Annotated in this window: 9 protein-coding genes; 2 read left to right on the forward strand and 7 right to left on the reverse strand. The window is 33.9% G+C overall.

The features are described from left to right. Positions 1-251: 251 nt before the first annotated feature. From IRZ83_RS19145 to IRZ83_RS19165, 4 genes are all read right to left on the reverse strand, one after another. Positions 252-2516 (reverse strand): aconitate hydratase, encoded by a 2265-nt coding sequence (locus IRZ83_RS19145; RefSeq protein WP_194570746.1) that lies wholly within the window; start codon positions 2514-2516, stop codon positions 252-254. Between the two features lie 129 nt (positions 2517-2645). Next, a complete protein-coding gene (locus tag IRZ83_RS19150) occupies positions 2646-5417 on the reverse strand; it encodes a bifunctional aconitate hydratase 2/2-methylisocitrate dehydratase (RefSeq protein ID WP_029273454.1) in 2772 nt (923 codons plus the stop codon). Positions 5418-5815: 398 nt separating this feature from the next. Next, positions 5816-6769, reverse strand: a complete 954-nt coding sequence (locus tag IRZ83_RS19160; protein WP_194570747.1) for an AAA family ATPase — start codon at positions 6767-6769, stop codon at positions 5816-5818. A gap of 78 nt (positions 6770-6847) precedes the next feature. Next, positions 6848-8278, reverse strand: coding sequence for a peptidylprolyl isomerase (locus tag IRZ83_RS19165; RefSeq protein WP_194570748.1), 1431 nt, complete (start codon positions 8276-8278; stop codon positions 6848-6850). Positions 8279-8816: 538 nt separating this feature from the next. On the opposite strand from IRZ83_RS19165, the gene IRZ83_RS19170 reads away from it, so the two are divergent. Together IRZ83_RS19170 and IRZ83_RS19175 are read left to right on the forward strand one after the other, a co-directional pair. Beyond that, positions 8817-10259 carry an alpha-amylase gene (locus IRZ83_RS19170; RefSeq protein ID WP_194570749.1) on the forward strand — a complete coding sequence of 481 codons (1443 nt, stop codon included), beginning with the start codon at positions 8817-8819 and terminating at the stop codon, positions 10257-10259. Between the two features lie 153 nt (positions 10260-10412). After that, a complete protein-coding gene (locus IRZ83_RS19175) occupies positions 10413-12005 on the forward strand; it encodes a peptide chain release factor 3 (protein ID WP_029273450.1) in 1593 nt (530 codons plus the stop codon). Positions 12006-12100: 95 nt separating this feature from the next. Here IRZ83_RS19175 and IRZ83_RS19180 read toward each other — a convergent pair whose 3' ends face one another. The 3 genes from IRZ83_RS19180 to rpoC form a co-directional block, all read right to left on the reverse strand. After that, positions 12101-12841, reverse strand: a complete 741-nt coding sequence (locus tag IRZ83_RS19180) for a hypothetical protein (RefSeq protein WP_194570750.1) — start codon at positions 12839-12841, stop codon at positions 12101-12103. A gap of 366 nt (positions 12842-13207) precedes the next feature. Then, a complete protein-coding gene (locus IRZ83_RS19185) occupies positions 13208-13519 on the reverse strand; it encodes a DUF3467 domain-containing protein (RefSeq protein ID WP_012024017.1) in 312 nt (103 codons plus the stop codon). 10 nt (positions 13520-13529) lie between these two features. Next, entirely contained in the window at positions 13530-17837 is a 4308-nt protein-coding gene (rpoC, locus tag IRZ83_RS19190; protein ID WP_029273448.1) for a DNA-directed RNA polymerase subunit beta', read from the reverse strand. Between the last annotated feature and the right edge of the window lie 195 nt (positions 17838-18032).

Raw genomic sequence — 18032 nt, forward strand, 5'->3', positions numbered from 1 at the left:
ATTCAATTTTATTTAAGCTTCTATTGAAGTTCAATACCTATATTTTAAACTCAAAAAAAGCAACTTTATTACTTGATAGGCGAATTTAACTTTTTAAAGTAAAAAAACCATTTTTTTTAACAACAAATTTGCCCCACCTCAACAACCTTAAAGTTATTTTGACAGTAAAACAATGATTTATTAGCAATTGCCAAAAAATAAAAAACGCTCTGTTTTCACAGAGCGTTTTTTGTATAATTAAATCTTAAAGATTAAGCTTTTCCAGCAGCAATTAAGTTTAATGCAGAACCTGCAACGAACCAGCCAATTTGTCCAGCGTTGTAAGTATGATTTGCTAAAATAATACTTTTTGTACCATCTGCATGAACAAACTCTAACGTTAATGGCTTTCCTGGAGCGAACTCAGTTAAATCAGTAAAATTAATAGTATCGTTCTCTTGAATTTTATCATAATCAGCTTCGTTAGCAAAAGTCAATCCTAAAAGCCCTTGTTTTTTAAGGTTGGTTTCATGAATACGAGCAAAAGATTTCACTAATACCGCTTTAACACCTAAGAAACGCGGCTCCATTGCAGCATGCTCACGAGAAGAACCTTCACCATAATTGTGATCTCCCACAACGATAGACGGAACTCCTGCAGCTTTGTATGCACGAGCTACAGCAGGAACTGCATCATATTCACCTGTTAATTGGTTTTTAACTGAATTTGTTTTTTGGTTAAATGCATTTACAGCACCAATTAGCATATTGTTAGAAATATTATCTAAATGTCCGCGGAAACGCAACCATGGTCCAGCCATAGAAATGTGATCCGTTGTACATTTTCCGAATGCTTTTATTAATAATTTGGCACCCGTAATATTTTTACCATCCCAAGGATCAAAAGGAGCTAATAATTGCAAACGATCTGATGTTGGACTTACAGCAACCTGAACTCCTGAACCATCTTCAGCCGGAGCCTGAAAACCTGGATCTTTAGCATCAAATCCTTTTGGAGGCAATTCATCACCTGTTGGAGCGTCAAGCATCACTTCTTCTCCATCTTCGTTGATTAGAGTATCTGTTAATGGATTGAAACCTAAATCACCAGAAATAGCCATAGCAGTCACCAATTCTGGAGAACCTACAAAAGCCAAAGTGTTTGGATTACCATCTGCACGTTTTGAAAAGTTACGGTTGAAAGAGTGAACGATAGTATTTCTTTCTTCTTTCTCTGCTCCTTCTCTATCCCACATACCAATACAAGGTCCGCAGGCGTTAGCAAAAACGGTAGCTCCGATTTTTTCGAAAGTATCAATAAATCCGTCTCTTTCAATTGTATAACGAACTACTTCAGAACCTGGAGTAATTGTAAATTGCGATTTAGTTTTTAAGTTTTTAGCACTTACTTGTCTTGCCAAAGAAGCAGCACGAGCAATATCTTCATAAGAAGAGTTTGTACATGAACCAATCAAACCAACCTGAATTTGTAATGGCCAGTTGTTTTTAATAGCTTCTTCTTTCATTTTAGAAATTGGAGTAGCTAAATCTGGAGTAAAAGGTCCATTTAAATGTGGCTCTAATTCAGTTAAGTTAATTTCAATAACTTGATCAAAATATTTTTCTGGGTCAGCATATACTTCTGGATCTCCAGTTAAGTAAGAAGCTACTTTATCAGCTGCTTCAGCAACATCTGCTCTGTTTGTAGAACGCAAATAACGACTCATAGAATCATCATAACCAAAAGTTGAAGTTGTAGCTCCAATTTCAGCACCCATGTTACAAATAGTTCCCTTACCAGTACAAGACATAGAAGTTGCACCTTCTCCAAAATATTCAACGATTGCACCTGTACCACCTTTGACGGTTAAGATACCAGCCACTTTAAGGATAACATCTTTTGGAGCAGTCCATCCTGATAATTTACCAGTTAATTTTACTCCAATTAATTTTGGAAATTTTAATTCCCAAGCCATACCAGACATAACGTCTACGGCATCTGCTCCACCAACACCAATAGCAACCATTCCTAAACCACCTGCATTTACAGTGTGAGAATCGGTACCAATCATCATTCCGCCTGGGAAAGCATAATTTTCCAGTACTACTTGGTGAATAATTCCAGCTCCTGGCTTCCAGAAACCTATTCCGTATTTATTAGAAACTGACGATAAGAAATCGAAAACTTCGTTACTTTGTGTTTTTGCTCTAGCCAAATCGGTTGCAGCATCTACTTTTGCCTGAATCAAGTGATCACAGTGAACCGTTGTTGGAACAGCAACTGTTTTCTTTCCAGCGTGCATAAATTGCAATAATGCCATTTGTGCAGTTGCATCCTGGCATGCTACACGATCCGGAGCAAAATCAACATAATCTACTCCTCTTCCAAACGCCTTAGTTGGATCTCCATCCCAAAGGTGATTGTACAAAATTTTCTCAGTTAAAGTAAGTGGACGACCAACAATCTCGCGTGCTTTATCAACACGACCTGGCATGTTCTCATACACTTTTTTAATCATTTCAATATCAAAAGCCATAAGTTTATAATTGTTTTTTGTTTTTTTTATTTTGAACATCACAAGGTACAAAAAAAGAGAGGAGCTACAAAACAAAAGCCCGAGTTTATACTCGGGCTTTTTTAATTTAATCATTAAATAATCGTATGATTACATAACCAACTGCTTATTAGAAGGAGCAAATCTAGTTAGATTGATACCTTCTACTGCTGTTACATATTCTTCCATAGTAGGAGTTCTGCCTAGAATAGTAGACAACACTACAACTGGTGTAGACGAAAGCAATGATTCTCCTTTTTTACCTTCAGTATCTTCTACGACTCTTCCTTGGAAAAGACGAGTTGAAGTTGCCATTACAGTATCTCCTTTTGATGCTTTTTCCTGATTACCCATACAAAGGTTACAGCCTGGACGCTCTAAATACAACATGTTTTCATATTCAGTACGTGCAGCGCCTTTTGGAGCGTTATCATCAAATTCAAAACCTGAGTATCTTTGTAAAACTTCCCAGTCCCCTTCAGCTTTAAGTTCATCTACGATGTTATAAGTTGGAGGCGCCACTACAAGCGGAGCTTTAAACTCAACTTTACCATGTAAATCTTCTATATTTTTAAGCATCTGAGCTAAAATCTTCATATCTCCTTTGTGAACCATACAAGAACCGATAAATCCAAGATCCACTTTTTTCTCTCCACCATAGAAAGATAAAGGTCTGATGGTATCGTGAGTGTATCGCTTAGAAACATCAGCATTATTTACGTCTGGGTCAGCAATCATTGGCTCTACAATCTGATCAAGATCAATAACAACCTCTGCATAATACTTCGCATTTGCATCTGGAGTTAAAGCTGGTTTTTCAGCTGATTTTATTTCAGAAATTCTTTTATCCGCTTTATTAATCAAACCTTGGAGAACTTGTTTATGATTGTCCATTCCCTTATCGATCATAATCTGGATTCTTCCTTTTGCAATCTCTAAAGATTCAATCAAAGTATCATCTTCAGAAATACAGATAGAAGCTTTTGCTTTCATTTCTGCAGTCCAGTCTGTAAAAGTAAATGCCTGGTCAGCAGTAAGAGTTCCCAGATGAACTTCAATAATTCTTCCTTGAAATACGTTCTCACCACCAAATTTCTTAAGCATTTGAGATTGTGTTGAATGAACCACATCACGGAAGTCCATAAAACCTTTCATTTCTCCAATAAAAGTTACTTTCACTGATTCTGGAATTGGCATTGAAGCCTCACCTGTAGCAAGCGCCAAAGCAACAGTTCCTGAGTCAGCACCAAAAGCAACACCTTTAGACATTCTTGTATGAGAGTCACCACCAATAATGATAGCCCACTCATCTATTGTAATATCATTTAAAACCTTGTGAATTACGTCAGTCATTGAATGATAAATCGCTTTCGGGTCACGTGCCGTGATTAAACCAAAATCATTCATAAATTTCATCAATTTTGGAATATTTGCCTGAGCTTTTTTATCCCAAACTGAAGCTGTATGACAACCAGATTGATATGCACCATCAACGATTGGCGAAATAACTGTAGCCGCCATAGACTCCAATTCCTGAGCAGTCATAAGACCAGTCGTATCTTGCGAACCTACAATATTAACTTCTACACGAACATCAGATCCCGCGTGCAATACTTTACCTGCAGGTACACCAACAGCATTTCTGTTGAAGATTTTTTCAACTGCTGTAAGACCTTGTCCTTCAATAGAAATTTCTTTTGATGGAGCAAAAACAAGAGGAGCTTCGATATCTAAAATTTTAGCAGCTAATGTTTGAAGTTTTTTACCAAATACAATTGCGTATGATCCTCCAGCTTTAATAAATTCCATTTTCTGAGGAGTAAACGCCTTAGAAATGTCAATTAACTCTTGATCACCGTTATATAGTTTTTTTGTTTTAGTGTTTATGGTAAGAACAGTTCCGGTAGCAACAGAATATGCTTCTTCTAGAATAGGTTCATTATTTTCGTTGCGAATAATATCACCATTTGCATCCAGTTTTTTAACCCAGTTTTTAAGGTCTAAACCAATACCGCCAGTAACATCAACAGTTGTTAGGAAAATTGGAGAAATACCATTTGTTCCTGCAACAATTGGAGCAATATTAATAAATGGAACATATGGACTTGCTTGTTTACCAGTCCAAAGCGCTACATTGTTAACGCCTGACATTCTTGATGAACCAACACCCATTGTACCTTTTTCAGCAATAAGCATTACACTTGCATCAGGATATTGCGCTTGCAGCATCTTTATTTCGTCTTGCGCTTGAGGAGTGATCATACATTTACCGTGAAGTTCACGGTCTGAACGTGAGTGAGCTTGGTTACCTGGAGATAGCAAATCTGTCGAAATGTCTCCTTCACCAGCGATATAAGTTACTACTTTAATTTCTTCAGCTACATCTGGCAGTTTTGTAAAAAATTCTGCTTTTGCATAGCTTTCAAGAATCTCTCTAGCTATTGCGTTATCATTTTTAAATGCTTCCTTTAAGCGGTCAGTGTCTGCCTCATAAAGGTAAACTTGTGATTTAAGAACATTTGCTGCTTCTTTTGCAATTGCTGCATCATTCCCTAAAGCTAAATCTAGTAAAACTTCGATCGAAGATCCGCCTTTCATATGTGATAACAACTCAAAAGCAAATGCAGGTGTTATCTCTTTTACTACAGATTCACCAAGAATAATTTCCTTTAAAAATTTAGATTTTACACCGGCAGCACTAGTGGTTCCCGGTACAACATTATAAATAAAAAATTTAAGAGAATCATCTCTGTACTCGTTATTCAGATCTTTAATTTGAGCAATAATTTCGCTTAATAATTCAGCGCCATCAATTGGTTTTGGATGAAGCCCTTGGGTTTTGCGTTCTTCAATTTCTTGGATATAATCCTGATAAATATTCATAATTAAGGCAGATTTATTTTTTTGACGCAAATTTAAACATTAAAGACGATAATTAAAAATAATATAATAGAAGTCGCCTTTTCAAAAATTATTATTGCTAAAAAACGATTTTCACTGCTTGTTTTTGTCAAAATATCATTTTTGTATTAAAAAAATGAATTATTGATATTTTAAAATCTTTTCTTTAACAAAGTCGGAATTTAACGTTATAAAAGAAGTGGGATTTTACTCCTGTTTTCATGAAGAATCTTTCTAAATTAGAATTTATAACGTTATAGTTGGCATGTTAAGCAGTAGTAAACATGATTTTTTAGGATCAATTTAAAAATTGTTTTTATCAAATATAAAAGCCTAGCAAATTTAAATTACTAGGCTTTTAAAAATGAACTTTTATATTTCTACATCAACTTCTGAATAATTATTTCTTCTGTAATTCCTTCAGCGTCGGCTTTGTAATTTTTAATAATTCTGTGGCGTAAAATTCCGGTTGCAACCGCTTTTACATCTTCTATATCTGGTGAGAATTTACCATTAAAAGCAGCATGTGCTTTAGCCGCTAAAATTAAGTTTTGAGACGCTCTTGGCCCTGCTCCCCAATCTAAATAGTTTTTTACAAAATCATTAGATAACTTGTTATCCGGACGCGTTTTACTTACTAAAGTTACAGCATATTCAATAACATTATCAGCTACAGGAATTCTGCGGATTAAATGTTGAAAATTGATAATTTCTTGTGCTGAAAACAACGGATTAATAGTTGTTTTTGTATCAGATGTTGTGCGTTTTACAACTTGCACTTCTTCTTCAAAACTTGGATATTCTAATTTAATAGCAAACATAAAACGGTCTAATTGCGCTTCAGGCAACGGATAGGTTCCTTCCTGCTCAATTGGGTTTTGAGTTGCTAATACAAAATAAGGCAAATCTAATTTATAGTTTTGCCCAGCAATAGTTACTGAACGTTCCTGCATTGCTTCAAGCAAAGCTGCTTGTGTTTTTGGTGGTGTTCTATTAATCTCATCTGCTAAAATGATGTTTGAAAAAATAGGCCCTTTTATAAATTTAAACTGTCTGTTTTCATCTAGAATTTCACTTCCTAAAATATCGGAAGGCATTAAATCTGGCGTAAACTGAATTCTTTTAAAATCTAAACCTAAAGCTTGAGACAGAGTATTAATCATTAAAGTTTTTGCCAAACCCGGAACACCAATTAAAAGAGCGTGTCCTCCTGAAAATATACAAAGTAAAATTTGATCTACAACTGCATCTTGGCCTACTATTATTTTTGCTATTTCTGATTTTAGTTCGTTTCGTTTTTGAACTAAATTTTGAATTGCTGCTACGTCAGACATTTAAGTATGTTTTTAAATTTAAAAAGAGTTAGCTCTATGAATTCATAAAACTAACTCTTTTTATTTATTTAATAAAAATTATTTTTTCAACCAATTGTTTGTAAAAGCACAATCTCTGTATTCTCCAATAATTTTAATGTAAGTATCTTTAATCTTAGTATCGAACCATTTTCCAATTGCATTAATTTGCTTTTCTTTCAATGCTAATTCTTTAATTTTTGTGTAATCTTTAGCATAATCAGCTACGTGTTCATCAATTCTATTGGTAACAGTAATCAACTTATACGTTTTTTTTGATTTTTCGTCTGTATTTAAAATCGGCTGAGATACTTCGGTATCTTTTAAATTTGAAACTTGACTGTATAATGTTGGATCCATTTTAGTCAATTCAAAACGAGTATCCTGTGTATTCGGATTTATCAAAGTTCCTCCGTTGGCTTTCGTTTCTTTTTCGTCAGATTCAGTTCTTGCCGCATCTGCAAAAGTAATTTCTTTATTTTCAATCTTCTTTCTAATATTGATTGCTCTTTCTTTAGCTTCTTTTAGAGCATCGTCAGTTACCGTTGGCGATATTAAAATATGACGCAATTCAACTTCCTGACCTTTAATTTTATCGACCATAATAATATGGTAACCAAAATTAGTTTCAAAAGGCTGTGAAATTTCTCCTTCTTGCAAACTAAAAGCAACATCTTTAAACTCTTTAACAAAAGGCGTTCTTCTAGTCATTTTATAATAACCTCCATTAGAAGAAGATCCTGGGTCCTGAGAATATAGAACTGCTTTTGTAGCAAAACTAGATCCCTCTAAAACATCTTTTCTAATAGCATTTAATCTGTCAATTACTTTTTGTTTGTCTTCTTTAGAAACTTTAGGTTCGATAACAATTTGCGCTACTTCCATTTCTGCTCCAAAAGTTGGCAATTCATCTTTTGGTATTTTTTTAAAGAAATTACGAACTTCTTCTGGTGTAATTTCTACTCCATCTACAATTTTTTTCTGCATTTCAGAAGACAATTTTTGCTCTTTTAAGATATCAGCAAAATAAGTTTTAAATTCTTCAACAGAGCTTTTCTTATAGTATTCAACTACTTTATTAATGTCTCCAACCTGTTTTACCATGTAGTTTAAACGGTCTTCCATCATGCTTCTTACTTCAGCATCACTCACAACAATACTGTCCTGAATCGCTTGGTGAGCATATAATTTATCCTCTAAAAGTTTACCAAGCATTTGGCATCTTGTAATATCTTTTACACTTCCTCCTTGGGCAGAAATTTCTAAAAATCCTTTATCAATGTCAGAATCTAAAACAATATAATCTCCAACAGTAGCAATGATACCATCGATTTTTTGCTTCTGTCCAGAAGGAACTTCAGCTGGTTTCTCAGCTACAACATCCTTAATAATTTCCTGAGCCGAAACCATTAAGTTGAAAAAAAGTAAAAAACACATTGTCAATACTAACTTGAAATCAATTGTTTTTAGCTGTAATTTTTTTAATAACATTATTTTAAATTTAATTTTAATGTAAAGATCTTGCTTAGAATTCTCTCTTCTTACTCATAAACTTACTATTATGATAGTTTTAGAATTTATTCTAAAAACACTAAATAATTAAGATCTAGTTCTTTTTAACTTATAACGAACAAAAATAACAATTCAATTACATAATACAACTATTGCCCATACTATTAACAAAAAATTATATGGGGATAGATCCTAAAATCTGTAAAACAAACTTCATTTAAATAAATTATTTATCGAAAGAACAATTTCAAACTATTCATATTCCTTTTAAAATGCATTCTTCAAAAATTACTGAAAAAATCAAAAACCTAATTATTAAGTAATTAAAAAAAAGTTTTTAACACTACAACGTTTTCGTTGTATAAATATTTTCTTATAAAAATGAAGTAATTCAAAAAACTCATACTTTAGATGCGTAATTAATAATTTACAATGGTTAAAACTGAGAATTTCTTCTTTTATACCGTTAAAAATTACTGAATTACAACTTTATTATCTAACCTTAACCAAACCTATTATGAAAAAACCAAATGCCAAAATTTATTTAATGGCCGCGATGACAGCATTATTATGTTCTTGCTCGCAAAATGAAATGAACGAAACTGACACAAAAGCTGAAAGCCAAAAATTTGAAATTATCAACGTTACACATCACGACGGAAAACCTTTTAGCACAGGAGAAACAAAAACTTCTTTGACAGGCAAATACGTTGACAATCCCGGAGGCGGTGTTATGATGCAGGCTTTCTATTGGGATGTTCCTGCCGGAGGAAATTGGTGGAATACTGTAAGCAGCAAAGTAACAGCATGGTCAGATGCGGGAATTGGCTCAATATGGCTGCCACCTGCATCAAAAGCACAAAATGGTGCATTTTCTATGGGATATGACCCAACAGATTATTTTGATTTTGGAGATTACAATCAAAATGGAACGACAGAAACACGATTCGGATCTAAAACTGAATTAGTTAGTTTGATTACAAAAGCGCATACAGAAAACATGAAAGTATATGCGGATATTGTAATTAATCACAATAGCGGAGGACAATCAGAAGCGAATCCTTTTACTGGAACTAATACTTGGACTAATTTTAATGGAGTTGCTTCAGGAAAATTCAAACGTACGTATGTAAACTTCTATAAAAACAGCTACGGAAATAACGATGAAGGTTCTTTTGGAGGATTTCCTGATTTATGCCACGCTGATCCGTATGTAAAAGACTGGCTGTGGATAAGAGCTGACGGAGTTGGTAAATATTACAAAAACACAATGAAATTTGATGGCTGGAGATTTGATTATGTTAAAGGTTTTGGCGCTTGGGTAGTTAACGCATGGAATGCAAATGTTGGTGGATTTTCTGTAGGTGAATTATGGGATTCTAATGTAAACGTACTAAATGACTGGGCAAATAATGCAAACAGTTCTGTGTTTGATTTCGCTTGTTATTATAAAATGAATGATGCATTTGACGGAAATAATCTGGCTCTATTAAATGATGATATGATGTGGAAGAGAAATCCTTATAAGGCTGTTACTTTTGTTACCAATCATGATACTGATGAGATTTCAAACAAATTATTGGCTTACTCTTATATTTTGACACATGAAGGTTATCCAACAATTTTCTATAGAGATTATGAGGAATGGCTGGATAAAACCAAATTAAATAATCTTATCTGGATTCATAACAACAAAGCGACAGGAACAACATCAATTTTGTATTCAGACAATGATGAATATCTTGCCAGAAGAAATGGTTATAACGGAAATCCTGGATTAGTAGTTTACATCAACAATTCAGATGTTTGGCAAGAAAGATGGATTCAGACCAATTGGGCCAATACTCAAATTAAAGATTTTACCGGAAATTCAACTTGGTATCCAACTACCCAAGCTGATAAATGGGTAAAAATTCAATGTCCGCCTAAAGGATACTCAGTTTGGTCAATCAATCAATAAATTAAAAATCATAATTTAAGGCTGTTCTACAAAACAGCCTTATTTTTTATCTTAAAATTTCATTTTATAAATCTAAAGACTTCTAAATTATAGAAGTGAATATTTTTATTAAGCCGTAATTAATAGTACTTTTGCAACCTATTTATACAAAATATGAGCTTTTTAAAAGAAATACAACGCAGAAGAACATTTGGAATTATATCGCATCCTGATGCCGGTAAAACAACATTAACAGAAAAATTATTGTTGTTTGGAGGAGCTATTCAAGAAGCGGGAGCCGTAAAAAACAATAAGATTAAAAAAGGAGCAACAAGTGACTTTATGGAAATCGAGCGCCAGAGAGGTATTTCGGTTTCAACATCTGTACTTGCTTTTAATTATAAAGACAAAAAAATCAATATTCTTGATACTCCGGGACACAAGGATTTTGCCGAAGATACTTTTAGAACCTTAACAGCAGTTGATAGTGTAATCGTTGTTATTGACGTTGCAAAAGGGGTCGAGGAACAAACTGAAAAATTGGTTGCTGTTTGTAGAATGCGTAACATTCCGATGATTGTTTTCATCAACAAATTAGACCGTGAAGGAAAAGATGCTTTTGACTTAATGGACGAAGTAGAACAAAAACTTGGTCTAACCGTTACGCCTTTAAGTTTCCCTATCGGAATGGGTTATGATTTTCAAGGAATTTATAATCTTTGGGAGCAAAACATTAATCTTTTTAGTGGAGACAGCCGTAAAAATATAGAAGAAACAATTGCTTTTTCTGATGTTCAAAACAATCCAGAATTAGATAAAATTGTTGGTCAAAAAGCAGCAGAGAAACTTCGTGAAGAATTAGAATTAATCGATGAAGTATATCCTAAATTTGAACGTCAGGATTATCTAGACGGAAAAATTCAGCCTGTGTTTTTTGGATCAGCTTTAAATAATTTTGGAGTTCGTGAATTATTAGATTGTTTCGTTACGATCGCTCCTTCTCCAAGACCAAAAGATTCTGAAACTCGTTTAGTTGACCCGAAAGAAGAAAAGATGACCGGTTTTGTATTTAAAATACATGCCAATATGGATCCAAAACATAGAGATCGTTTAGCATTTATCAAAATTGTTTCGGGAACTTTTGAAAGAAATAAACCTTACTATCACGTACGCCAGAAGAAAAATTTAAAATTTTCTAGTCCAAATGCCTTTTTTGCTGAGAAAAAAGAAATCGTAGACATTTCGTATCCAGGTGATATTGTTGGTTTGCACGATACAGGAAACTTTAAAATTGGTGATACTTTAACTGAAGGCGAAATTATGAGTTTTAAAGGAATTCCAAGTTTCTCTCCAGAGCACTTTAGATACATCAATAACGCTGATCCAATGAAAGCAAAGCAATTGGATAAAGGTGTTGATCAATTAATGGACGAGGGTGTTGCTCAGTTATTTACCTTAGAAATGAACAACCGTAAAATAATTGGTACAGTTGGAGCGCTTCAATATGAGGTAATTCAATACCGTTTAGAGCATGAATATGGTGCAAAATGTACTTATGAAAATTTCCCTGTTCATAAAGCTTGCTGGGTAAAACCTGATGATGCAAAAAATGATGAATTTAAAGAATTTAAACGTATCAAACAAAAATTCTTAGCTCACGATAAATATGGCCAATTGGTATTTTTAGCTGATTCTGACTTTACAATTCAAATGACGCAAAATAAATATCCTAGTGTAAAATTATTTTTTACTTCTGAGTTTGATTAATCTGATTTAAAACAAATAAAAAAGACCGTTTAAAAATTTTAAACGGTCTTTTTTATTTGTTCATTTTCAAAATACTTCCCTCTATTTTCACATTATTACTTTTGTGGAATATAATTAATTCCTAATCCGCCTGCAATCATAATTCTGGAGATCTCCTCTTCTGCAACAATTATATTTTGCAATAGTATCTTATTCTTAACAGATTTGATTGTAAAAGGAATAGTTTTCGAAAGATAATAATCATCTCCTGTAATAGTGATCTCAAGAGTATTACTGCTTTTTAGAACTTTTACCGGAATTGAAAACGCTCCTGTTTGAGAATTTATTTTTACTGTATTTTTTGAGCCATTAATAGAAAGCATTAAATTAGGATATGCTTTTCCGTCAAGTGGTTTATTGGATTTGCTTTCTAATAATTTTCCTTTAACAACTATCAAAACCTCTTTCTCCACATCGGGATTCAAAGCAATCTTACCTACAATGTCATTGTTTAATTGTGGAGCATTGATTTCAGTTTGTACTGGTGTTTTTTCTTGCCCAATAATACTTGACGTTAATAAAACAGATGCGGCCACTGCAGCATATTTAAAATTATTTATTTTAGATATTTCATTATGCTCAAACTGTTCATTCAATTGCGTAACTTTTAATCTTGCACAAATATTTTTATCTTTAGATTCCGCAATGAATTTAGCAACCTCAGAATTTGTTTTCTTGCTTAAATCAATTACATTTTTCATGCAGGAGTTACAAAATGAACCATTTACGTTCGGAATCATTTTATCAAAATTTTCAGAACAAGGATTTGCTATTTCTAAGGTGAATTTCTTTTTCATGTTGCACTTTTTTAAGTTAAAAGCATTTATCACACTGCTTATTACTTATATAGAGTACATTTTTCATAAAAAGGTTGGAAGAATTTAAAAATTATTTTTCATTATAAAAATTAAATATAATTTCAGGAAACAATAAATCAAAAAAAGCGCTAGTTTATCACTAGCGCTTTTTTATTAACTTGAATTAAATTAACCATACTAAGTTATTATATTTCAAAAATTAATCTTTTTAGGAATCATTAAAAGTAAAATATTAAAAGGATGAAATGAAATTTAGTCGACGAAAGTAAAAATAATCCGTTAAAGAGCATTTACTTCATTGTGCATCCAAATAAAAAAAGCCCCATTACTGGGGCTTTTAATAATTTATGCTTGTCCTGCCGGACCAAAATTAAGCGGTATTGGTGCTTGTTCTGTCTCTTTGATTTCGCCATGAGCGGCTTCAAATCGATGAATATTTTCACCTATCGCACGCAATAATCTTTTAGCATGTTGCGGTGTCAAGACAATTCTTGACTTTACCTTGGCTTTAGGAATACCGGGCATAATGCTCACAAAATCTAAAACAAACTCTGATGAGGAGTGATTTATAATTGCTAGATTAGAATAAATTCCTTCTGCAATAGTTTCATCTAACTCAATGTTAATCTGCTCTTGTTGTTGTTTCGGATTACTCATAGTTTCCTAATTAATAAATATATTCTTCTTTATTAGCCATCATTTCATTGTAATCGTCTTTAGAACCTACGATAGTGTTATCGTATTCTCTCATACCAGTTCCCGCAGGAATTCTGTGTCCAACAATTACATTTTCTTTTAATCCTTCTAAATCATCTACTTTACCAGCTACTGCAGCTTCGTTAAGTACTTTTGTTGTTTCTTGGAAAGAAGCAGCAGAGATGAATGATTTAGTTTGTAGCGAAGCTCTTGTAATACCTTGTAAAACTGGCGTTGCAGTGGCAGTAATTACGTCTCTAGCTACAACTAGATTTTTATCAGTTCGTTTCAACAATGAGTTTTCATCACGTAAATCACGAGGCGAAATAATCTGACCTGGTTTCAATACAGCAGAATCTCCAGCGTCTTCAACTACTTTCATACCATATAACTTATCATTTTGAACGATAAAGTCTTTAGTGTGAATTAATTGATCTTCTAAGAATAATGTATCTCCTGGATCTTGAACTCTTACTTTACGCATCATTTGACGAATAACTACCTCAAAGTGCTTGTCATTAATTTTTACCCCTTGTAAACGGTATACCTCTTGAATTTCATTTACCAAGTACTGTTGAACAGCAGCTGGACCTTGAATTCTTAAAATGTCATCTGGTGTAATTGCACCATCAGACAATGGAACTCCCGCTCTTACGAAGTCATTTTCCTGAACTAAGATTTGGCTAGAAAGTTTAACTAAATACTTTTTAATCTCACCAAATTTAGATTCGATAACAATTTCGCGGTTACCTCTTTTGATTTTTCCAAAAGAAACAACACCGTCAATTTCAGAAACAACCGCTGGGTTCGAAGGGTTACGAGCCTCAAGCAACTCAGTAATTCTTGGTAAACCTCCCGTGATATCGCCTGCTTTAGAAGAACGACGTGGAATTTTTACTAATACTTTACCTGCTTTAATTTTCTCCCCGTTCTCAACCATAAGGTGGGCTCCTACTGGTAAGTTATACGAACGAATCAATTCGCCTTCTTTACCGTAAACCAATAAAGTTGGAATTAATTTTTTGTTTCTCGCTTCAGAAATTACTTTTTCTTGGAAACCTGTCTGCTCATCGATTTCAACCATGAATGATTGTCCTTGCTCTAAATCCTCGTAAGCAATCTTACCAGTAAATTCAGAAACAATTACACCATTATATGGATCCCATTTACAGATCACAGATCCTTTAGTAACTACTTCACCATCCTTAACGAAAATACTAGATCCGTAAGGAATATTGTGTGTATTTAAAACGATTCCAGTTTTTTCGTCAACTAATTTTAATTCAGTTGAACGTGATACTACGATATCAACCGCATTACCTTCGCTGTCCTCACCTTTAACAGTTTTTAAATCTTCAATTTCAAGTCTACCGTTGAATCTTGTAACAATACTAGATTCTTCAGAAATACCTCCAGCAACCCCTCCAACGTGGAACGTACGAAGTGTTAACTGTGTACCTGGCTCTCCAATAGATTGAGCTGCAATAACTCCGACAGCTTCACCTCTTTGTGTCATCTTACCAGTAGCTAAGTTTCTACCGTAACATTTAGCACAAATACCTTTTAAAGCCTCACAAGTTAATGGAGATCTAACTTCTACTTTTTCAATTGGAGAAGCTTCGATAGTTCTCATAATTGCTTCAGTAATTTGTTTACCAGATTCAACCATTACTTCATTAGTAAGTGGATTTATAACATCTTGCAAAGCAACACGTCCTAAAATTCTTTCTCCTAATGATTCAACGATTTCCTCATTTTTCTTCAATGCAGAAACTTCAACACCTCTTAGAGTTCCACAATCTTCGATGTTTACGATAACATCTTGGGAAACGTCATGAAGTCTTCTTGTCAAGTAACCAGCATCGGCCGTTTTAAGAGCCGTATCCGCAAGTCCTTTACGAGCACCGTGAGTAGAAATAAAGTACTCAAGGATCGAAAGACCTTCCTTAAAGTTAGAAAGAATAGGGTTTTCAATAATCTCACCACCACCAGCAGTAGATTTTTTAGGCTTAGCCATCAAACCACGCATACCAGTTAACTGACGAATTTGTTCCTTAGAACCCCTCGCCCCAGAGTCAAGCATCATATATACAGAGTTGAAACCTTGTTGGTCTTCTCTAATATTTTTCATTGCTAATTCTGTCAACTGAGCATTTGCTGAAGTCCATACGTCAATAACTTGGTTGTAACGTTCGTTATTAGTAATAAGACCCATATTATAGTTAATTGAGATACCTTCAACTTGTTCTCTGGCATCAGCAATCAATTTAGTTTTTTGTTCTGGAATTCTAATATCGCCTAAAGAGAATGATAAACCTCCTCTAAATGCAAATTTATAACCCATATCTTTCATATTGTCCAAGAAAGCCGCAGTTGTAGGTACATCAGTCACACTTAAAATGTGTCCGATAATATCTCTAAGGTTTTTCTTAGTCAATACATCATTGATATATCCAGCTGCTTCAGGTACTACTTCGTTAAATAATACACGTCCGGCAGTAGTTTGAATGATTTTGTACACTAATTCTCCAGCATCATTAAAATCTTTTGCTCTAATTCTAACACGAGCATTCAATTCTAATCTTCCTTCGTTTAATGCAATGTTTACTTCTTCAGCAGAATAGAAAGTTAAGTCTTGACCTAAAATTACATGTTCTGGTGTTGAGATACGTTCTTTGGTCATATAATATAGACCCAAGACCATATCCTGAGAAGGTACAGTAATTGGAGCACCATTTGCAGGGTTCAAGATATTGTGAGAAGCCAACATTAATAATTGTGCCTCTAAAATAGCCTCTGGTCCTAATGGCAAGTGAACTGCCATCTGATCCCCATCAAAATCGGCGTTGAAAGCCGTACATACTAATGGGTGCAATTGGATCGCTTTTCCTTCAATTAATTTTGGCTGAAAAGCTTGAATACCAAGTCTGTGTAACGTAGGAGCACGGTTAAGTAATACCGGGTGACCTTTAATTACGTTTTCAAGGATATCCCAAACTACAGGCTCTTTTTTATCTATAATTTTCTTAGCAGATTTTACTGTTTTAACAATACCTCTTTCAATCAATTTACGGATCACAAAAGGTTTGTATAATTCAGATGCCATATCTTTTGGCAATCCGCATTCGAATAATTTTAATTCAGGACCAACAACAATTACCGAACGAGCAGAATAATCTACACGTTTTCCAAGTAAGTTTTGACGGAAACGTCCTTGCTTACCTTTTAAGGAATCTGATAATGATTTTAATGGTCTGTTAGATTCTGTTTTAACTGCAGAAGCTTTACGAGTGTTATCAAATAATGAATCTACAGATTCTTGCAACATACGTTTTTCGTTTCTTAAGATAACTTCCGGAGCTTTAATCTCCATTAATCTTTTTAAACGGTTGTTACGGATGATTACACGACGATATAAGTCATTTAAATCTGAAGTTGCAAAACGACCTCCATCAAGCGGCACAAGCGGACGTAATTCTGGTGGAATAACAGGAACCACTTTCATAATCATCCATTCAGGACGGTTTTCGCGGTTTAAGTTAGACTCACGGAAAGACTCAACAACTTGTAATCTTTTTAAAGCTTCAGTTTTACGTTGTTTAGATGTTTCGTTGTTAGCGCTGTGTCTTAATTCATAAGATAAAGCATCCAAGTCAATACGAGCTAATAAATCCATAATACATTCTGCTCCCATTTTGGCAACAAATTTATTAGGATCTAAATCATCTAAATATTGGTTTTCCTGTGGAAGAGTATCTAAAATATTCAAATATTCTTCTTCAGTTAAGAAATCTAATCTTTGTAATGATTCTCCGTCTGCATTTTTAGCAATACCAGCCTGGATTACTACGTATCTTTCATAGTAAATGATCATATCTAATTTCTTAGATGGAAGACCAAGGATATAACCAATTTTGTTTGGAAGAGAACGGAAATACCAGATATGAGCAATTGGCACAACAAGGTTGATGTGTCCTACTCTGTCACGGCGTACTTTTTTCTCAGTAACTTCAACACCACAACGGTCACAGATGATACCTTTGTAACGAATTCTTTTATATTTACCACAAGCACACTCAAAATCCTTAACAGGTCCGAAGATTCTTTCGCAGAAAAGTCCATCACGCTCTGGTTTGTGAGTTCTGTAGTTAATTGTTTCAGGTTTCAACACCTCTCCTCTTGACTCTTTCAAGATAGATTCTGGTGAAGCTAATCCAATTGAGATTTTGTTAAATCTTTTTACTGGATTTTTATCTTTATTATTTCTATTATTCATCATAGTTTTTACTATTGATTTATCTGCAATTAAAAAATTGATTTTAACTTATAACCTTCTCTTTAAAAAGAGTAAAACCATCAAGTCACTACCACGGATTACTTCTCTAAACTTCAAACGTCAATTTTGAAGTGCTAATTACCAACCTTCTAGGCTTAAGTAAAAAATCGGAACGGGTTACGGGTATAAATCCTAAAA

Origin of the sequence: Flavobacterium sp. JLP (assembly GCF_015350755.1) — a bacterium.
Classification (GTDB): domain Bacteria; phylum Bacteroidota; class Bacteroidia; order Flavobacteriales; family Flavobacteriaceae; genus Flavobacterium.

What these genes read in the sequence shown, in the direction of transcription:
- IRZ83_RS19145 (WP_194570746.1), bottom strand. Translation starts at nt 2,516, where the DNA reads ATGGCTTTTGATATTGAAATGATTAAAAAAGTGTATGAGAACATGCCA.
- IRZ83_RS19150 (WP_029273454.1), bottom strand. Translation starts at nt 5,417, where the DNA reads ATGAATATTTATCAGGATTATATCCAAGAAATTGAAGAACGCAAAACC.
- IRZ83_RS19160 (WP_194570747.1), bottom strand. Translation starts at nt 6,769, where the DNA reads ATGTCTGACGTAGCAGCAATTCAAAATTTAGTTCAAAAACGAAACGAA.
- IRZ83_RS19165 (WP_194570748.1), bottom strand. Translation starts at nt 8,278, where the DNA reads ATGTTATTAAAAAAATTACAGCTAAAAACAATTGATTTCAAGTTAGTA.
- IRZ83_RS19170 (WP_194570749.1), top strand. Translation starts at nt 8,817, where the DNA reads ATGAAAAAACCAAATGCCAAAATTTATTTAATGGCCGCGATGACAGCA.
- IRZ83_RS19175 (WP_029273450.1), top strand. Translation starts at nt 10,413, where the DNA reads ATGAGCTTTTTAAAAGAAATACAACGCAGAAGAACATTTGGAATTATA.
- IRZ83_RS19180 (WP_194570750.1), bottom strand. Translation starts at nt 12,841, where the DNA reads ATGAAAAAGAAATTCACCTTAGAAATAGCAAATCCTTGTTCTGAAAAT.
- IRZ83_RS19185 (WP_012024017.1), bottom strand. Translation starts at nt 13,519, where the DNA reads ATGAGTAATCCGAAACAACAACAAGAGCAGATTAACATTGAGTTAGAT.
- rpoC (WP_029273448.1), bottom strand. Translation starts at nt 17,837, where the DNA reads ATGATGAATAATAGAAATAATAAAGATAAAAATCCAGTAAAAAGATTT.